The sequence below is a fragment of the Rhodobacter sp. 4.3.4 genome (assembly GCF_058724655.1).
Genome location: NZ_CM178967.1, coordinates 987,399 through 1,002,954, shown reverse-complemented (window position 1 = coordinate 1,002,954; position 15,556 = coordinate 987,399). Strand labels below are relative to the sequence as shown.

17 protein-coding genes are annotated in these 15,556 nt (G+C 66.5%); 10 read left to right on the top strand and 7 right to left on the bottom strand.

The genetic code is table 11. The features are described 5' to 3' along the window. Positions 1-6: 6 nt before the first annotated feature. Positions 7-1,458, bottom strand: a complete 1,452-nt coding sequence (gene betB, locus AC4PTB_RS04790; protein WP_492191954.1) for a betaine-aldehyde dehydrogenase — start codon at positions 1,456-1,458, stop codon at positions 7-9. Further along, on the bottom strand, positions 1,455-2,039 hold the full coding sequence (gene betI, locus AC4PTB_RS04785) for a transcriptional regulator BetI (protein ID WP_492191953.1): 585 nt from the start codon (positions 2,037-2,039) through the stop codon (positions 1,455-1,457). The genes betB and betI overlap by 4 nt, the downstream gene beginning before the upstream one ends. Positions 2,040-2,155: 116 nt before the next feature. On the opposite strand from betI, the gene choX reads away from it, so the two are divergent. The 3 genes from choX to choV all read left to right on the top strand — a co-directional run bounded on the left by choX (position 2,156) and on the right by choV (position 5,246). Beyond that, a complete protein-coding gene (gene choX, locus AC4PTB_RS04780; protein ID WP_492191952.1) occupies positions 2,156-3,082 on the top strand; it encodes a choline ABC transporter substrate-binding protein in 927 nt (308 codons plus the stop codon). Between the two features lie 89 nt (positions 3,083-3,171). Continuing rightward, positions 3,172-4,188, top strand: coding sequence for a choline ABC transporter permease subunit (gene choW, locus AC4PTB_RS04775; protein ID WP_492191951.1), 1,017 nt, complete (start codon positions 3,172-3,174; stop codon positions 4,186-4,188). 11 nt (positions 4,189-4,199) lie between these two features. Beyond that, positions 4,200-5,246, top strand: a complete 1,047-nt coding sequence (gene choV, locus AC4PTB_RS04770) for a choline ABC transporter ATP-binding protein (protein WP_492191950.1) — start codon at positions 4,200-4,202, stop codon at positions 5,244-5,246. A 65-nt stretch (positions 5,247-5,311) separates the two neighbouring features. On the opposite strand, the gene AC4PTB_RS04765 is transcribed toward choV, so the two are convergent. Next, a complete protein-coding gene (locus tag AC4PTB_RS04765) occupies positions 5,312-6,199 on the bottom strand; it encodes a DMT family transporter (RefSeq protein WP_492191949.1) in 888 nt (295 codons plus the stop codon). A gap of 216 nt (positions 6,200-6,415) precedes the next feature. On the opposite strand from AC4PTB_RS04765, the gene AC4PTB_RS04760 reads away from it, so the two are divergent. The 7 genes from AC4PTB_RS04760 to AC4PTB_RS04730 all read left to right on the top strand — a co-directional run bounded on the left by AC4PTB_RS04760 (position 6,416) and on the right by AC4PTB_RS04730 (position 11,303). Continuing rightward, on the top strand, positions 6,416-6,847 hold the full coding sequence (locus AC4PTB_RS04760; protein ID WP_492191948.1) for a DUF2946 family protein: 432 nt from the start codon (positions 6,416-6,418) through the stop codon (positions 6,845-6,847). A 100-nt stretch (positions 6,848-6,947) separates the two neighbouring features. Further along, on the top strand, positions 6,948-7,595 hold the full coding sequence (locus AC4PTB_RS04755) for a nitrous oxide reductase accessory protein NosL (RefSeq protein ID WP_492191947.1): 648 nt from the start codon (positions 6,948-6,950) through the stop codon (positions 7,593-7,595). 55 nt (positions 7,596-7,650) lie between these two features. Further along, positions 7,651-8,172 (top strand): nitrous oxide reductase accessory protein NosL, encoded by a 522-nt coding sequence (locus tag AC4PTB_RS04750; RefSeq protein WP_492191946.1) that lies wholly within the window; start codon positions 7,651-7,653, stop codon positions 8,170-8,172. Continuing rightward, positions 8,169-8,498 carry a hypothetical protein gene (locus tag AC4PTB_RS04745; protein WP_492191945.1) on the top strand — a complete coding sequence of 110 codons (330 nt, stop codon included), beginning with the start codon at positions 8,169-8,171 and terminating at the stop codon, positions 8,496-8,498. The genes AC4PTB_RS04750 and AC4PTB_RS04745 overlap by 4 nt, the downstream gene beginning before the upstream one ends. After that, complete coding sequence (locus AC4PTB_RS04740) at positions 8,495-9,634, top strand: ABC transporter permease (RefSeq protein ID WP_492191944.1); 1,140 nt, start codon at positions 8,495-8,497, stop codon at positions 9,632-9,634. Before AC4PTB_RS04745 ends, AC4PTB_RS04740 begins: the two co-directional genes overlap by 4 nt. After that, positions 9,631-10,308 carry an ABC transporter ATP-binding protein gene (locus tag AC4PTB_RS04735; RefSeq protein WP_492191943.1) on the top strand — a complete coding sequence of 226 codons (678 nt, stop codon included), beginning with the start codon at positions 9,631-9,633 and terminating at the stop codon, positions 10,306-10,308. Before AC4PTB_RS04740 ends, AC4PTB_RS04735 begins: the two co-directional genes overlap by 4 nt. Beyond that, entirely contained in the window at positions 10,305-11,303 is a 999-nt protein-coding gene (locus tag AC4PTB_RS04730) for a hypothetical protein (RefSeq protein WP_492191942.1), read from the top strand. The genes AC4PTB_RS04735 and AC4PTB_RS04730 overlap by 4 nt, the downstream gene beginning before the upstream one ends. 267 nt (positions 11,304-11,570) lie before the next feature. Here AC4PTB_RS04730 and AC4PTB_RS04725 read toward each other — a convergent pair whose 3' ends face one another. The 4 genes from AC4PTB_RS04725 to AC4PTB_RS04710 form a co-directional block, all read right to left on the bottom strand. Then, positions 11,571-12,311, bottom strand: coding sequence for a YebC/PmpR family DNA-binding transcriptional regulator (locus AC4PTB_RS04725; RefSeq protein ID WP_492191941.1), 741 nt, complete (start codon positions 12,309-12,311; stop codon positions 11,571-11,573). 86 nt (positions 12,312-12,397) lie between these two features. Then, the gene (locus tag AC4PTB_RS04720; RefSeq protein WP_492191940.1) at positions 12,398-12,781 is read right to left on the bottom strand and encodes a hypothetical protein; all 384 of its coding nucleotides are present in this window, start codon (positions 12,779-12,781) and stop codon (positions 12,398-12,400) included. 7 nt (positions 12,782-12,788) lie between these two features. Next, a complete protein-coding gene (locus AC4PTB_RS04715; RefSeq protein ID WP_492191939.1) occupies positions 12,789-14,576 on the bottom strand; it encodes an SLC13 family permease in 1,788 nt (595 codons plus the stop codon). Between the two features lie 131 nt (positions 14,577-14,707). After that, positions 14,708-15,523: a TIGR00282 family metallophosphoesterase gene (locus AC4PTB_RS04710; RefSeq protein ID WP_492191938.1), complete on the bottom strand. Its 816-nt coding sequence runs from the start codon at positions 15,521-15,523 to the stop codon at positions 14,708-14,710. Positions 15,524-15,556: the final 33 nt, after the last annotated feature.

The window sequence follows — 15,556 nt, the reverse complement described above, 5'->3', positions numbered from 1 at the left end:
TGCGTTTCAATAGGGGCTCTCGACCGGCCCCATGCCAACATAGACGGCCTTCACCTGGGTATAGTGCTCGATCGCGGCCTTGGAATTTTCGCGGCCCAGCCCCGAGGCTTTCACCGCGCCGAAGGGCATCTCCACCGGCGTCAGGTTATAGGCGTTGATCCAGCAGGTCCCCGCCTGCAGCTGCGCGATGACCCGGTGCCCGCGCGCCAGATCGGCGGTAAAGACCCCGGCGGCCAGACCGAATTCGGTGCCATTCGCCCGCGCGATCACCTCCGCCTCGGTCTCGAAATCCAGCACCGCCATCACCGGGCCAAAGACCTCTTCGCGCGCCAGCGTCATGCCGTCGGTGACATCGGCAAAGACCGTCGGCTGCACGAAAAGCGGCCCCTCGTTGCCCGCCTGCCCGCCGCAGATCAGCCGCGCCCCCTCGGCCTTGGCCGTGGCGATATAGCCCAGCACCTTGGCATGCTGCGCTGCCGAAACGAGCGGGCCGAATTGCGTGGCTTCGTCCAGGGGATCGCCCGCCTTGATCAAAGCGGTACGTTCGGCCAGTCGGGTCAGGAAGCGCTCCTTGATCGATTTCTGCACGAAGACCCGCGTGCCGTTCGAGCAGACCTGCCCCGAGGAATAGAAGTTGCCCAGCATCGCCGCGCCGATCGCGCTTTCGATATCGGCATCTTCAAAGACGATCAGCGGCGATTTGCCCCCCAGCTCCATCGTCACATGTTTCATCCCCGCGCCCGCCACCGCATAGACCCGCGCGCCGGTCGCGACCGAGCCGGTCAGCGACACCTTGGCCACCCGCGAGTCACTGGTCAGCGCGGCGCCCACCGCGCCCCGCCCCTGCACGACGTTGAACACCCCCGCGGGCATCCCGGCCTGAATGAAGATCTCGGCCAGTTGCAGCGCCCCAAGGGGGGTGAGTTCCGAGGGCTTGAACACCATCGCATTGCCGGTCGACAGCGCCGGGGCCGCTTTCCAGCAGGCGATCTGGCTGGGGTAATTCCAGGCGCCAATGCCGACACAAACCCCCAGCGGCTCGCGAATCGTATAGGCGAAATCGCCGCCCAAGGGGATCGTCTCGCCGGTCAGCGTCGGCGCGAGCCCCGCGAAATATTCCAGACTGTCGGCGCCCGATGGCCAGTCGGCGACCAGCGTTTCCTGAAGCGGCTTACCGGTGTCGAGGGTTTCCAGCTCCGCCAGCTCTGCCCCCCGATCTCGAATCAGATCGGCGGCGCGGCGCAGGATGCGGGCCCGCTCGACGGGCTTGAGCGCGCCCCAGGCGCGTTGCGCCGCCACCGCCCCCGCAAGGGCCGCCTCGATCACCGCGGGCGTTGCTTCGTGCAGCACCGCGATCACCTCGCCGGTTCCGGGAAAGATCACCTCGATCGTCTCGCCCGCGGCATCTTCAAGCCATGCGCCATTGACGAAATGGCTGGCCTTCGGCTGTGCCCTCATCGCTGCACCCCCAGTTCCCGGTTGAGATATTCATACACGATTTCAAGCGCATAAGCGCGATCCGGCGCATGTTCGGCCAGCGCTGCACGGATGTAGACGCCGTCGATCATCGCCCCCAGACCGCGCGCCACCGCCTCGGCCCGCGGCCCGACCAGCGGGCGCAGCTCATGCTGCAGGTTCGAGCGCAAGCGGCGCTGATAGACCCGCAAAAGCCGCATCGCCTCGCGATTCGTCTGCGCCAGAACGTAGAAATTCAGCCAGGCCGAGATCGCCTCGCGCCGGAACGACCCCGGCGAGAACGACCCCGCGATAATTGCGCGCAGCCGCGATTCGGGACCGCGCTCGGCCGCCGCCAGCGCCCCGCGCACCTCGGCGCCGTAAAGCGTCAGGATCGCCCGCATCGCGGCCAGGAAAATCTGCTCTTTCGAACCGAAATAATGATGCGCCAAGGCCGAGGACATGCCCGCGCGCCGCGCAATCTGTGCTACAGTAACCTCAAGTGATCCCGCCTCGCCCACGGTTTCGATCGTGGCTTTCACCAAGGCCGCCCGTCGAATAGGCTCCGCTCCAAGCTTCGGCATGTCTTTTGCGACTCCGCTCAAAAAAGATCTTGCTTTTAGGAGCTACAGGCAAGTTTATTGACTAGTCAATCAACAAAAAGCCTGACCGTAAACCGGGCAACCAACGGGAGACCCAGATGACGCTTCGTTCCTTCCTTCTTGCCGGGGCTGCGACAGTTTCGCTTGCCCTTCCCGCCGCGGCCGATTGCAACAAGGTGATCTTTTCGGATGTGGGCTGGACCGACATCACCGCGACGACGGCGGTGACGACGACGGTGCTGCAGGCGCTGGGCTATGAGACCGACATCAAGCTTCTGTCGGTGCCGGTGACCTATTCGGCGCTCTCGTCGGGGGATGTGGACGTGTTCCTGGGCAACTGGATGCCCTCGATGGAGGCGGACCTAGCGCCCTATCGCGATGACGGCACGGTCGAGACTTTGCGCACCAATCTGGTGGGGGCGAAATACACGCTGGCCACGAATGCCGCGGGCACGGCGCTTGGCATCAAGGATTTCGCCGATATCGCGACGCACAAGGACGCGCTCGAGGGCAAGATCTACGGGATCGAGCCGGGCAATGACGGCAACCGTCTGGTGCTCGACATGATCACCGCAGGCAAGTTCGACCTGTCGGGCTTCGAGGTTGTCGAAAGCTCGGAACAGGGGATGCTGGCCGCCGTCGCCAAGGGCGAAAAGGACAATACGCCGGTGGTGTTCCTGGGCTGGGAACCGCATCCGATGAACGCCAATTTCAAGATGAGCTACCTGACCGGCGGCGACGAGGTCTTTGGCCCGAATTTCGGCGGTGCCGAGGTCCGCACCAACGTCCGCAAGGGCTATGTCGCGGAATGTCCGAACACCGGCAAGCTGCTCTCCAATCTCGAATTCAGCCTGACGATGGAAAACGAGATCATGGGCAAGATCCTTGATGACGGCATCGACCCGCCGACCGCCGCGCGCGACTGGCTGGCCGCCCATCCCGAGGTTCTGGCGCCCTGGCTGGCGGGCGTGACCACCAAGGACGGCGGCGACGGCCTTGCGGCCGTGACCGCGGCGCTGAAATAAGCCTTGCACTGACCTGACGATCCCGGCAGGCGGGCCCCGCCTGTCGGTCTTTCGAACCACGCAAGGCAAGCGACATGCTACAGCAAACGATGCGCCTGATCGGCACCATCGCCGCGTCGATCTTCGGCGCCATCCTGCTCAAGACGGTGCTGGAGAAACTGGCAGGACTGATGATCGACGCCGGGGGGATCACCGGACACAGCGGCACCGATCTTTTCACCGGCAAATGGAAAATCCCGGTCGGCCCCTGGGCCAAGCACGTCTTCGAATGGATGCGCGACAGTTTCTCGATCGTCTTCGACCATCTGGCCGCGATCTTCGAAACCCTGATCGACGGCATCATGGCGATCTTTGCCACGCCGCTCGACATATCCTGGATCACCGGCGCCGCGGATTACACGCCGCTTTACCCGGCCGAATACCAGCCCTTCGTCCTGACGGGGTTTTTCCTCGGCATCTCGTGGTTCCTGCAACGGCGCGTGTCGATCCTGCTCACCGTGCTGCTGGGCCTGCTTTACGTCTTCAACCAGGGCTACTGGAAGCCGACGACGGAAAGCCTGACGCTGGTCATCTCGGCCTGTGTCGTCTGCATGTCGCTGGGCGTGCCGATCGGCATTGCCGCCGCGCACCGGCCCCGGCTTTACATGGCGATGCAGCCGATCCTGGACCTGATGCAGACGCTGCCGACCTTCGTCTATCTGATCCCGGCGATCGTGTTTTTCGGCATCGGCATGGTGCCCGGCCTGATCGCCACGGTGATCTTCGTGCTGCCCGCGCCGATCCGGCTGACGCATCTGGGCGTGTCGACCACGCCGCAACCGCTGCTCGAGGCCGCGCGCGCCTTTGGCGCCACGCCCTGGCAGGTGCTGTGGAAGGTCGAACTCCCCTATGCGTTGCCGCAGATCATGGCGGGGCTGAACCAGACGATCATGCTCTCGCTGTCGATGGTGGTGATCGCGGCGCTTGTGGGCGCGAACGGGCTTGGCGTGCCGGTGGTGCGGGCGCTCAACTCGGTCAACACGTCGCTGGGCTTTGAATCGGGCATGATCATCGTCGTCGTCGCCATCGTGCTCGACCGGATGATGCGCTTCGGGGGATCGAAATGAGGCATGCGAGCATGATTACCGACCCGAAGCTGACCGCGGGCGTCGCGGTGCGCTTCGACGCTGTCTCGATCGTCTTTGGCGATCACCCCGACCGCGCCCTGCCGCTGATGGACAAGGGGATGAGCCGCGCCGAGATCCAGGCCCGCACCGGCCAGGTTCTGGGGGTGCATGACTGCTCGCTCTCGGTGGCCGAGGGGGAAATCCTGGTGCTGATGGGGCTGTCGGGCTCGGGCAAATCGACGCTTTTGCGCGCGGTGAACGGGCTGAACCCGGTCTGCCGCGGCAAGGTCGAGGTCTGCGACGGCAACGGCCTTGTCGATGTCACCCATGCCGATCCGCAGACGCTGCGCCGGATCCGGCAGACCCGCGTCGCGATGGTGTTCCAGCAATTCGGCCTGCTGCCCTGGCGCACGGTGCGCGAAAACGTCGGGCTGGGGCTGGAACTGAGCGGCATGGGCAAGGCGGAACGGCGCGACCGCGTCGATGCGCAGCTCAAGCTGGTGAACCTCACCGACTGGGCCGAGCGCAAGGTGGGCGAGCTGTCGGGCGGCATGCAGCAGCGCGTCGGTCTGGCCCGCGCCTTTGCCACCGAAGCGCCGATCCTCTTGATGGACGAGCCGTTCTCGGCGCTTGATCCGCTCATCCGGGCCAAGCTGCAGGACGAGTTGCTCGAACTGCAATCGACGCTGAAGCGCACCATCGTCTTTGTCAGCCATGATCTGGACGAGGCCTTCAAGCTCGGCAACCGCATCGCGCTGATGGAAGGCGGGCGGCTGGTGCAGATGGGCACGGCGCGCGAGATCATCGCCAATCCGGTCGATGCCTATGTGGCCGAATTCGTCGCCCACATGAACCCGCTTGGGGTGCTGACGGCCGAGGACATGGCCGAACCGGGCGCGGCCGAGGGGGCGCCGATTGCGCCCGAAACCCCGGTGATCCAGGTGATGGAACTGCTGAAGACCGTCCCCGCCGTGGCACTGACCGACGGGCGGCGCATCACCCGCGAGGGCGTGATCGCCCGGCTGATCGACCCGCGCGGCACCGCCACCAGGGGGTAAAGAGGCGTATTTGCACCAAGAAAAAGCAAAGCCCGGGGCCCTTCGACCTCGGGCTTTTTCCTGGCTCAAATACGCCCTTGCGACGCATCCCCCCGCGCCTCGCGCCAGGTCAGGAAGAGCACCGCCGCCAGGATGATGGTGCCGCCAAGGATCACCCAGGCATCGACCGGCTCGCCAAAGACCGACCAGCCGAGAGCCGTCGCCCAGACCAGCTGCAAAAAGGTCACCGGCTGCGTCACCGTCATCGGCGCGCAGGCAAAGGCGCGGGTCATGCAGTAATGCCCCGCCGTCGCAAAGACCGCGACCGCGCCGAGCCAGAGCAGCTGCGAAAGGCTCACCGGCTGCCAGACCGCCAGCGCAAAGGGCGCAAGGCCGAGGGTGACCGAAAGCGCCATCACCGCCACCACGGTCGAGGCCGGGGCCAGCTGCGTCAGCCGCTTCATCACCAGATAAGACAGGCCGAAGCCGAAAGCCGCGCCAAGTTGGGCGAGATGGCCGGGCGACAGCTCGCGCAGGCCCGGGCGCAGCACCACCAGCGCGCCGAGCATCGCGAGGCCAACCGCCGCCATCCGCGCCGGGCGAAACCCCTCGCCAAAGAACAGCCCCGCGCCCAGGGTGACGATGATCGGGTTGAGATAGCCGATGGCCGTGACCTCGGAAATCGTGATCCGCGCCATGGCGTAAAACCACAGCATCACGGCCACCGTATGCAACGCGCCGCGCAGCGCGAAGAGCTTGAAAAGCGCGGGCGAAATCCCCGAGCGCAGCAAGGGCAGCAGCGAGGGGGCGAGAAACAGCAGCCCCCAGGCGAAGCGGATGAAGGCGGATTCCGCGGCAGGCAGCGCCGTGCCCAGATAGCGCACGATGCCGTTGACGAAGACAAAGGCGAGGCCGGTGGCCAGCATCCACAGCACGCCCTCGACGGGACGGTTTTTCTCGGAGATCGCGGTCATGCCCCTTGCTGCCCCGCCCCGCGCGGCGGCGCAAGCGACCGATTGTGCCGGATACAGGGCCGCCGATCGGGCTGCGACCTTGACCTCGGTCAAAGCGGCGCGCGGCACGCCGGGCTAGCGTGGTGGCGTGGCGCCGCCCGGAAAAGCTGCACGAAAGGTGTTGCTTTCCGCCCCGGCTGCCGCGATCCTGCGCCAAACGCCCGCCCGCGAGCTTTCATGACCCGCCCTGCCCGCCCCCAGCTGTCCCTTCGCACCGGCGTTTTCGCCCGGTGGCTGGCGGTGCTGGCCATCGCGCTGCAAAGCCTGCTTTTCGCCGAACATCTCAGCGCGGCGGCGCTGCAGGATCTGGCGGGCCTTCCCTCCGGCGCGCGGGCGGGCTTCCTGCAGCTCTGCACTGGCGAGGGCGTCGCGCTTTACGACCCCGCCTCGGGCCGGGTGGTGCAGATGGGGGAGGGCCACGCGTCCTGTGCGATCTGCGCCAGCGCCGCGGTCTGCGCCTTTGCCATGCCCGCGTCGCCGGTTCTGCCGCCGCCGCAGCTGCATCTTCTGACCGCGCTTGATCCCGCGGCCCTGATCCCCTTCGCCTTCATCGCGCCTTTGCCGCGCAGCGGCCTGATCCGCGCACCGCCCGGGCTGCCGGACCTCTGACGGGGGCGCGAGGGGGGCAGCGTCCCGCCCTCCCCGTCCCCGCGGGTTCCCTGTCCTGCCCAGCCCTGATCCCAGCCATGCTTTCCGTTTGGAGACAGCGATGAAACGTCGTGATTTTCTTGCCGCCACCGCCTCTGCCACCGCGCTTGTGCCGCTGGCCGCCCTGCCCGTCCGCGCCGAAATGGCGATGTCCCCCGCCGAAAAGCCGGTCAGCCCGATGCAATGGACCGATGAAAACGGCCTGACCCGGTTTCTCAAGGTCGATACCGACCCGGTGACCGACGATCTGGGCAAATATCCGCGCTGCCCCTATTGCGGCATGATGCGGGCGATGTTCTCGGCCTCGCGCCATCTGATCGTCTATGAAAACGACACCGTGGACGGCACCTGCTCGATCCATTGCGCGGCGATTTCGCTGGCGCTGAACATGGATGCCGGGCCGAAGGCGATCTATGCGGGCGATGCCGGGGCCGAGGGCGAGACGAAGCCGCTCGCCGATACTGCCGCGATGACCTATGTGATCGATCCCGCGAAACCGGGCACGATGTCTGCGGTGTCGAAACTGGCCTTTGCCGAGCGCGCCAAGGCCGAGGCCGCCGTCGCGGGCAGCGCCGGGGCAAGCCTTGCCGATTTCGACGCCGCGCTGCTGGCCGCCTATGTCGAGATGGCCAAGGACACCGCGATGATCCGCAAGCGCCGGGCCGAAAAACGGCATGAGATGGGGCTGAAGATGCCCGCCTCGCATTGACCTTTTGCAACATTCCGGCCGTGTCCGCTTGGCACGGCCGGGGATGGAGTTGACCATGTGCAACCTTTCCCGCCGCAAGGCGCTTGGCCTGCTGGCGGGCGTCTCGACGCTTGCCCTTGGCCTGCCGCAGGACGCCCGCGCGGAGGCGACGCCCCTCGATCTGCCGAAACCCGGGCCGCGCGACACCTGCCCGGTCTGCGGCATGTTCGTCGCGCGCTATCCCGACTGGATCGCGACGCTGGTCTTTGCCGATGGCATGGCCTTGCATTTCGACGGCCCGAAGGACTTCTTCAAATTCCTCCACGACGTGCCGCGCTATGCCGCCGGGCGCCGTCGCGACCAGATCCGCGCGATGGGGGTGACCGACTATTACGGCCTGCGCCCGATCGCGGCCGAGACGGCGCTTTACGCGATCGGCTCGGATGTGCTGGGACCGATGGGGCATGAATTCGTGCCCCTGGCCAGTGACGCCGAAGCGGCCGATTTCATGCGCGATCACGCGGGCAAGCGCCTGCTGCGCTTTGCCGACATCCCCGCGGACCTGCCCGCGAAGCTGGACGAGGGCCGGTTCGAATGAGCCTGCGTCCCGCAACCCCGGTGCTGGCGGCCTTTGGCCTGGCTTTCGCGCTGGCGGGGGCCGAGGCGGCGCATGCCGTTCTGACCGCCCCGCGCGAGGCCGCGCGTCTGCAGGCCGCCGCGCATCTGGTGCGGGACCTTGGCCTGAGCGATCTCGCGCTGTTCACCGAGGCGCGCTACACCCGCCACCCGTCGCTGGCCGATCTGGCCACGGCCTTTCAGGACAACCCCTTGTCTTTCGACCATTTTCCATCGGGCAGCCTGATCGCCCCGCCTACGCATTTCGGGCCGACGGCGCTTGGCTTTTCGGCCGGGGCGCTGCAATGAGCCTGCTGAACCGGCATCGGGCGCTTCTGGATTTCACCGTTGCGGCGCTGGCGCGGCGGCGGGTCAAGACGCTCTCGCTGGTTCTGGTCTTTGCCGCGGTCGTTTTCCTCCTTGCCTCGGCGATGTTCTTTGCCGCCAGCCTGCGCCGCGAGGCCGCGGCAACGCTGGCCAGCGCCCCCGATCTGATCGTGCAAAGCCTCAGCCTTGGCCGGCAGACGATGATCGGCGCCGGGGCGGTGCCGCAGCTTGCCGCGATCCGCGGCGTCACCGGGGTCGAGGGGCGGCTTTGGGGCTATTTCTACGACCGGATCAACGGGGCGAATTACACGGTGATGGTACCGGGCACCGCGGCGATGACGCCGCCGCCGGGGCAGGTGATCCTGGGCGAAGCGGTGCCGCGGCTGCGCGATTTCAAATGGCAGGGCACGCCGCTGTTCCTGTCGCGCCGCGAGGGGGATCTGGTGCGCTTCGACATCGCCCGCACGCTTGGCACCGAAACCGCGCTGCTCAGCGCCGATCTGATCTTGATGAACGAAGCCGATTTCCGCAGCTTTTTCAACGTGCCTGCGGGTCAATTCACCGATCTGGCGGTCAGCGTGCGCAACCCGCGCGAGCTGTCGACCGTGGTCGAAAAGGCGACGGCCCAGCTGCCCGAGGCGCGCTTTGTCACCCGCGAGGACATCGCCCGCACCTATCAGAAGCTCTTCGACTGGCGCGAGGGGGTGATGGTGGCGCTGGCCTTCGTGGCGCTGCTGGCCTTCGCGATCTTTGCCGCCGACAAGGCAAGCGGGCTGTCCGCCGAGGAGGCGCGCGAAATCGGCATTCTGAAGGCGATCGGATGGGACACGCGCGACGTGATCGCGATGAAACTCTGGGAGGGGGGGCTGATCTCGGGCGGGGCGTTTTTGCTCGGAACGGTGCTCGCCTATGCGCATGTGTTCTGGGCGGGCGCGCCGCTTTTTGCGCCGCTGCTGCAGGGTTGGGCGGTGATCTATCCCGAGTTCCGGCTGACGCCCGCCATCGACGCCTTGCAGCTTTGCACGCTCTTCCTTCTGACCACCCTGCCCTATGCCGCCGCGACCGTGGTTCCGGTCTGGCGCAGCGCGGCGGCCGACCCGGATGCGGTGATGCGATGATAACATTGCACGGCGTTTCAAAGACTTATAACGAGGGCCGCGCGAATGAAGTCACCGCGCTGCGTGGCATCGATCTGGCGATCGCGCCGGGGGTCACGGTTCTCATGGGGCCTTCGGGCTCGGGCAAGACGACGTTGCTCAGCCTGGTGGGCTGCATGGCGCGGCCGACGACGGGGCGGATCACGCTGGAAGGCGAGGTGATCTCCTCCCTGCCCGAGCGCTTCCTGACCGATCTGCGGCGGCGCCGCTTCGGCTTTGTCTTTCAGCGCTTCAACCTGATCCGGGGCCTGTCGGTGCTGGAAAACGTGATGCTGCCCGCCGCCCCCCTGGGCGCGCCCCGCGCCGAGGTCGAGGCCCGCGCGTTGGCGCGGCTCGACAGCCTCGGCCTTGCGGACAAGGCGCGGATGCCGGTCGAGGTGCTTTCGGGCGGCGAGACGCAGCGGGCGGCGATTGCCCGGGCGCTGGTGAATGACGCGCCGGTGCTGATCGCCGACGAGCCGACCGCGAACCTCGATACTGCGCTCGCGCATCGCTTCCTGGATATCGTCGCCGGGCTGCGCGCCGAGGGCAAGACGGTGATCCTGTCCAGCCATGATCCGCGCATCATCTCGGCCGCGCCGGTGACCGCCGTGGTCGAGATGCAGGACGGCGCGGTGCTCGAGGTGCGGTCGTGATCTTTCACACGCCGATCCTGACGCTGCTGCTGGTTTCAGCACTGGCGGCGCTGGTGGCGCTCTGGGCGGGGGGCTTCGGAATATCGGTGCTGCGGCGCTGGGATCTGAGCAGCGGCGCGCGCGCGCAATTGCTGCTGGAGCGGCGCACCGAACTGGTCTCGACGCTTTTCGCGCTGGTGATGGCAGCCGAGGCGGCCGCGCTGTTTCTTTTTGTTTTCAACGCCGACCGGATGGCGGCGCTGTTTGTGGGGGCGATGTGCGCGGTGGGCACGCTGAATGCGAACGGCTACGGCTTTCCGGCGCTTTACGGCCAGATCGCCAGTTTCTTCGCCGCGGCGGTCTGGCTGGTGCTGGATCATGTCGACCGGCTCGGCCGCGATTATCCGCTGACGCGGGTGAAATATGCCGCCGTGCTGGCGATCGCACCGCTGGTGCTGCTGACCGGCGGGCTGCAGCTGGCCTATTTCCTGAACCTGCGCACCGATGTCATCACCTCCTGCTGCTCGAAGCTGTTCACCCCGGCGCATGCGGGGATTTCCGACGAGATGGCCGGGGTCGATCCGGCAACCGCCTTATGGGCGCTGGCGATCGCCGGGGGGCTGGTGCTGACAACCGGCCTCCGCGCCCTGCGCAGGGGCCGCGGGCACGGGCTTTTCGCGCTGGCAGGCGCGGGCTTTTTCTGCGCGGCTCTGCTGGCGATGGTCTCGACGATCTCGCTTTACATCTATGAAAACCCGAACCACCATTGCCCCTTCTGCATCCTGAAGCCGGACTATGGCTATATCGGCTATGCCTTTTACCTGCCCCTGTTCGGGGCGACGGCACTGGCGCTGGGGCTGGGCGCCACAAGCCCCTTTGCGACCCGCGCCAGCCTGCGCGGCCCCCTGCCCGCGGTGATGCGCCGCCTGACGCTTTGGGCGATGGCGGGATTTGCAGCCTATGGCGTGGTGACGATCTGGGTGATTGCGCGCTCGAACCTGATCCTGTTTGGCTGACACCCTGATGCGGCGGGCAGGGTATTTCGCCCCGGCTGCCGCCGGGGCGACCCGCCGGGGGCTCCGCCCCCGGACCCCCGGGATATTTGGCGCAAGATGAAACAGACCAGCTGGAGAGGACGGCGCCCGATCCCCCCTCCTGCTTTTCCTGGTGCAAATACGCTGGGGGGTCCGGGGGGCAAAGCCCCCCGGCGGGTCGCCACGCGAAAGCGTGGCGAAACAAAAGGCGCCCCGAGGGGCGCCTTTTGACACTCGTTCCGCCGGTCCTCAAAGCTGCGCGGCGACATCCTCGGGAACGTCGAAATTATGCGTCACCGTCTGCACGTCGTCGTCCTCTTCCAGCGCATCGATCAGCTTCATCAGCTTCTGCGCGGTTTCCAGATCAACCTCGGTCGTCGTCTGCGGCTTCCAGATCAGCTTCGATTCGGTCGATTCGCCCAAAGCCTTTTCCAGCGCCTCGGAAACTTCCGACAGCGCCTCGACCGAGCAATAGATCCAGTGGCCCTCGTCGTCGCTCTCGACATCATCGGCGCCAGCCTCCAGCGCCGCCATCATCACCGCATCGGCATCGCCCACCGAAGCGGGATAGGAAATCTCGCCCACCCGGTCGAAGCCGTGGCTGACCGAGCCGGTCTGCCCCATGTTGCCGCCCGATTTGGTGAAATAGCTGCGCACGTTCGACGCCGTGCGGTTCAGGTTGTCGGTCATCGCCTCGACGATGATCGCGATGCCGTTCGGGCCATAGCCCTCGTAGCGGATCTCGGTGTAATCCGCCGCATCGCCCATCTGCGATTTCTTGATCGCGCGGTCGATCACGTCCTTCGGCATCGATTGCGCCTTGGCGGCCTTCACCGCCAGACGCAGACGCGGGTTCTTGTCGGGATCGGGGTCGCCCATCTTCGCGGCGACGGTGATCTCCTTCGCCAGCTTCGAGAACATCTTCGAGCGGATCGCATCCTGCTTGCCCTTGCGGTGCTGGATGTTCGCCCATTTGGAATGGCCTGCCATGCCCCTACTCCGTCGAATTGGTGTGCTGGCGGCCGCTATAGCCAAAGCACGCCCCTCCCGCAAGCCGGGCCAATGAAACAGGCCCGTCAGCCCGGTTGATGGCCGTAATTCACCGGGCGATGCCACGCGCCGCCCTCGGGGGTGACCCAGTCGAAGACGCGCCCGTCAGACTGCCGGGTCAGCCGCACCGTCGCATAGGGTTCGATCAGCCCCTCGGCGGCGGGAACATGGATCTTGCGGCGGATCTCGACCGCATAGGTCATCGGCACGGCGCAGCCCGAAAGCTGCCCCTCGGGCGCGGCGGCGATATCGGCGCTGCAGCGGCTGCCATCGGTGAAATGCACCGTCAGCCGGTTCGCGAGCAGATCGATCCGCCCGGGGTTGGGCTCGGGCGCAGGCGGCAGCGAACAGGCCGAAAGCGCAAGGACAGCGGGCAGCAGGACGGTGGGCAGCAGGACGGCGAAACGCATGGAAACCTCAGGGAACGAGCGGCCAGACAAGCGGGATCATCAGCACGGCGACGACGCCGGTCAGGATATCAAGCGGAATGCCGAGCCGCAGGAAATCCGAGAATTTGTAGCCGCCCGGCCCATAGACCATCATATGGGTCTGATAGCCGATCGGCGTGGCAAAGGCGACCGAGGCCGAGAACATCACGGCGACGGCAAAGGGGCGCGGATCAAGGCCAAGCGTATGCGCCAGCTGGATCGCGATCGGCGTGAAGATCACCGCCACGGCATTGTTCGACAAAAGCTCGGTCATCGCAAGGCCAAGGAAATAGACCGCCGCCAGCGCCGCGATCGGCGGCAGATGCTGCATGAAGGGCGCCACCGCATCGACGATCAGCGTGACCGCCCCCGAGGCGTCCAGCCCCTCGCCCACCACCAGCATGGCGAAGATCATCGCCAGCAGCCGGCCATCGACATAGGAAAAGGCCTCGTCGGCGTCGATGCAGCGCGTGAGCAGGATCACCGCCACCGCCACCATCGACAGCTCCATGATCGGTGCCACGTCGAGCGCCGAAAGCCCGACCACGGCAAGCAGCGCCAGAACCGCGATCGGCATCTTGGCCCGGCGGAACGCCCGCGCGGTGGGGCGCGAGACATCGACCAGATCCATGTCCTGCGCCAGCCGGGCGATATCCTCGGGCGCCCCCTCGAGCAGCAGCGTGTCGCCCACGACCACCACCAGATCTTCAAGCTGGCGACCGATGTTCTGGTTGCGCCGATGCGCCGCCAGCACATAGACGCCATAGCGCCGCCGCAGCCGCAGATCGCCCAGCGACCGCCCGATCATCCGGCAGCCGGGCGAGATCAGCACCTCGACCGTCTCGGTGGCGACGGAGGAGAGCTTGTCCACCACCCGCACATCCTTGTTGGCCTGCATGCCCAGAAGCTCCGACACCTCGGTGCGCAGCACCACCCGGTCGCCCGCCTCCAGCACCGCCGCCCCCAGATCGCGCCGCAAGCTGGCATCGCCGCGCAGAACATCGATCACCCGGACCCCGGTGCGCTTGAAGATGTCGATCTCCAGCACGCCCTTGCCGATCAGCGCCGATTCCTCGGGGATCGCCACTTCGGTGAAATATTTCATCTTCGGGCGGCCCCCGCCCAGCGTCGCCGCCATCGAGACCCGGTCGGGCACCAGATGGCGCGAAAACAGCGCCATGAAGATCGAGCCCGCCAGACAGATCGCCAGCCCCACCGGCGCGATCTCGAAGATCGAGAACGGCGCCATCCCGTCCTGGCGCACCACCCCGTCGACAAGGATATTGGTCGAGGTGCCGATCAGCGTGATCATCCCGCCCATGACGGTGAAATACGACAGCGGCATCAGCAGCCGCGAGGGCGGCACCCCCAGCTTGCGCGCCGCCTGCATGAAGATCGGGATCATCACCGCCACGACGGGGGTGTTGTTCATGAAGGCCGAGGCGCCCATGACGATGGCAAACAGCAACGCCGTCGTCATCGCGGGGCGTTCGTCGATCTGGCTCTCGACGGCCCGGGTGGCGCGGTCCAGCGCGCCGGTGCGCACCAGCGCCCCCATGATCAGGAACATGAAAGCAATGGTCCAGGGCGCCGAATTCGACAGCGTTCCGACCGCGTCCTTGTAGGGCACCAGCCCCAGCACCAGCATCAGCGCCGCGCCGCCGATGGCGATCACTTCCGGCGGGTCCTTTTCACGCACGAACAGAACGAACATGCCCAGCACGATGGCAATGGAAAGCCATGCCTGCGCCGCGGCGCTCAGTCCAAGATCGATCATCTCAGGCCCCTCTGCTTCGCCGCGATACTAGCCGCCCAGGTCATCCGGGCAAGCTTTCATCGCCGCTTTCCGTGCCATCCTCGGCGCCCGGCGGGAAAATGCTGTTTTTGCGGACATCTGGGGCGGGATGGTCAGACCGGCAGCGCCTCGGGCAGCCGCCCCCCCAGCCGCACCGGCGCAATGCGCGTGGCCTTGCCGGAGCGGTCGTCGGTCTCGACATAGACGCCCGAGAGCGTCACCGCCCCCTCGGCCGGGGTGAAGCGGTCGCGCGTCATCCCGGTCAGGAACCGGCGCATCGGCTCGGCCTTTTCCATGCCGATGATGCTGTCATAATCGCCGCACATGCCGGCATCGGAGAGATAGGCGGTGCCGCCCTTCAGAATCACCGCATCGGCGGTGGGCACATGGGTATGGGTGCCGACGACAAGGCTGGCGCGGCCGTCGCAATATTGCCCCATCGCCATCTTTTCCGAGGTCGCCTCGCAATGCACGTCAACAACGATCGCCTGCGCCAGCCCGCCCAGCGGATGGGTGCGCAACACGGTGTCGATCGCCGAGAACGGATCATCGAAGGGGCGCTTCATGAAGACCTGGCCCAGCACCTGCGTCACCAGCACCTTGCGGCCGCGGCGGTCCTCGAACAAGCGCGCGCCCTTGCCGGGCGCCTCTTTCGCGTAATTCAGCGGCCGGATCACCCGCGGCTCGGTCTCGATGAAGCGCAGCATGTCCTTCTGATCGAAGGCATGATCACCCAGCGTCACCACATCGGCCCCCGCCGCCAGCAGCAGTTTCGCATGCTCGCCGGTCAATCCCATGCCGCCCGAGGCATTTTCGCCGTTCACCACGACGAAATCGAGCCCCCAGTCCGCGCGCAGCTTCGGCAGCCGTTCCGCCACCTCGGCACGCCCCGCGCGCCCCATCACATCGCCAAGAAACAAGATCTTCATGGATTTTCTTTGGCCGAAGCCCCGCCGGAAAGC

Bases quoted from the DNA above. Each gene is read 5' to 3' on its own strand.
- AC4PTB_RS04740 (WP_492191944.1), top strand. From the start codon at position 8,495: ATGAGCCTGCTGAACCGGCATCGGGCGCTTCTGGATTTCACCGTTGCG.
- AC4PTB_RS04725 (WP_492191941.1), bottom strand. From the start codon at position 12,311: ATGGCAGGCCATTCCAAATGGGCGAACATCCAGCACCGCAAGGGCAAG.
- choW (WP_492191951.1), top strand. From the start codon at position 3,172: ATGCGCCTGATCGGCACCATCGCCGCGTCGATCTTCGGCGCCATCCTG.
- AC4PTB_RS04755 (WP_492191947.1), top strand. From the start codon at position 6,948: ATGAAACGTCGTGATTTTCTTGCCGCCACCGCCTCTGCCACCGCGCTT.
- AC4PTB_RS04710 (WP_492191938.1), bottom strand. From the start codon at position 15,523: ATGAAGATCTTGTTTCTTGGCGATGTGATGGGGCGCGCGGGGCGTGCC.
- AC4PTB_RS04735 (WP_492191943.1), top strand. From the start codon at position 9,631: ATGATAACATTGCACGGCGTTTCAAAGACTTATAACGAGGGCCGCGCG.
- AC4PTB_RS04720 (WP_492191940.1), bottom strand. From the start codon at position 12,781: ATGCGTTTCGCCGTCCTGCTGCCCACCGTCCTGCTGCCCGCTGTCCTT.
- betB (WP_492191954.1), bottom strand. From the start codon at position 1,458: ATGAGGGCACAGCCGAAGGCCAGCCATTTCGTCAATGGCGCATGGCTT.
- AC4PTB_RS04765 (WP_492191949.1), bottom strand. From the start codon at position 6,199: ATGACCGCGATCTCCGAGAAAAACCGTCCCGTCGAGGGCGTGCTGTGG.
- choX (WP_492191952.1), top strand. From the start codon at position 2,156: ATGACGCTTCGTTCCTTCCTTCTTGCCGGGGCTGCGACAGTTTCGCTT.
- betI (WP_492191953.1), bottom strand. From the start codon at position 2,039: ATGCCGAAGCTTGGAGCGGAGCCTATTCGACGGGCGGCCTTGGTGAAA.
- AC4PTB_RS04760 (WP_492191948.1), top strand. From the start codon at position 6,416: ATGACCCGCCCTGCCCGCCCCCAGCTGTCCCTTCGCACCGGCGTTTTC.
- AC4PTB_RS04750 (WP_492191946.1), top strand. From the start codon at position 7,651: ATGTGCAACCTTTCCCGCCGCAAGGCGCTTGGCCTGCTGGCGGGCGTC.
- AC4PTB_RS04715 (WP_492191939.1), bottom strand. From the start codon at position 14,576: ATGATCGATCTTGGACTGAGCGCCGCGGCGCAGGCATGGCTTTCCATT.
- AC4PTB_RS04745 (WP_492191945.1), top strand. From the start codon at position 8,169: ATGAGCCTGCGTCCCGCAACCCCGGTGCTGGCGGCCTTTGGCCTGGCT.
- choV (WP_492191950.1), top strand. From the start codon at position 4,200: ATGATTACCGACCCGAAGCTGACCGCGGGCGTCGCGGTGCGCTTCGAC.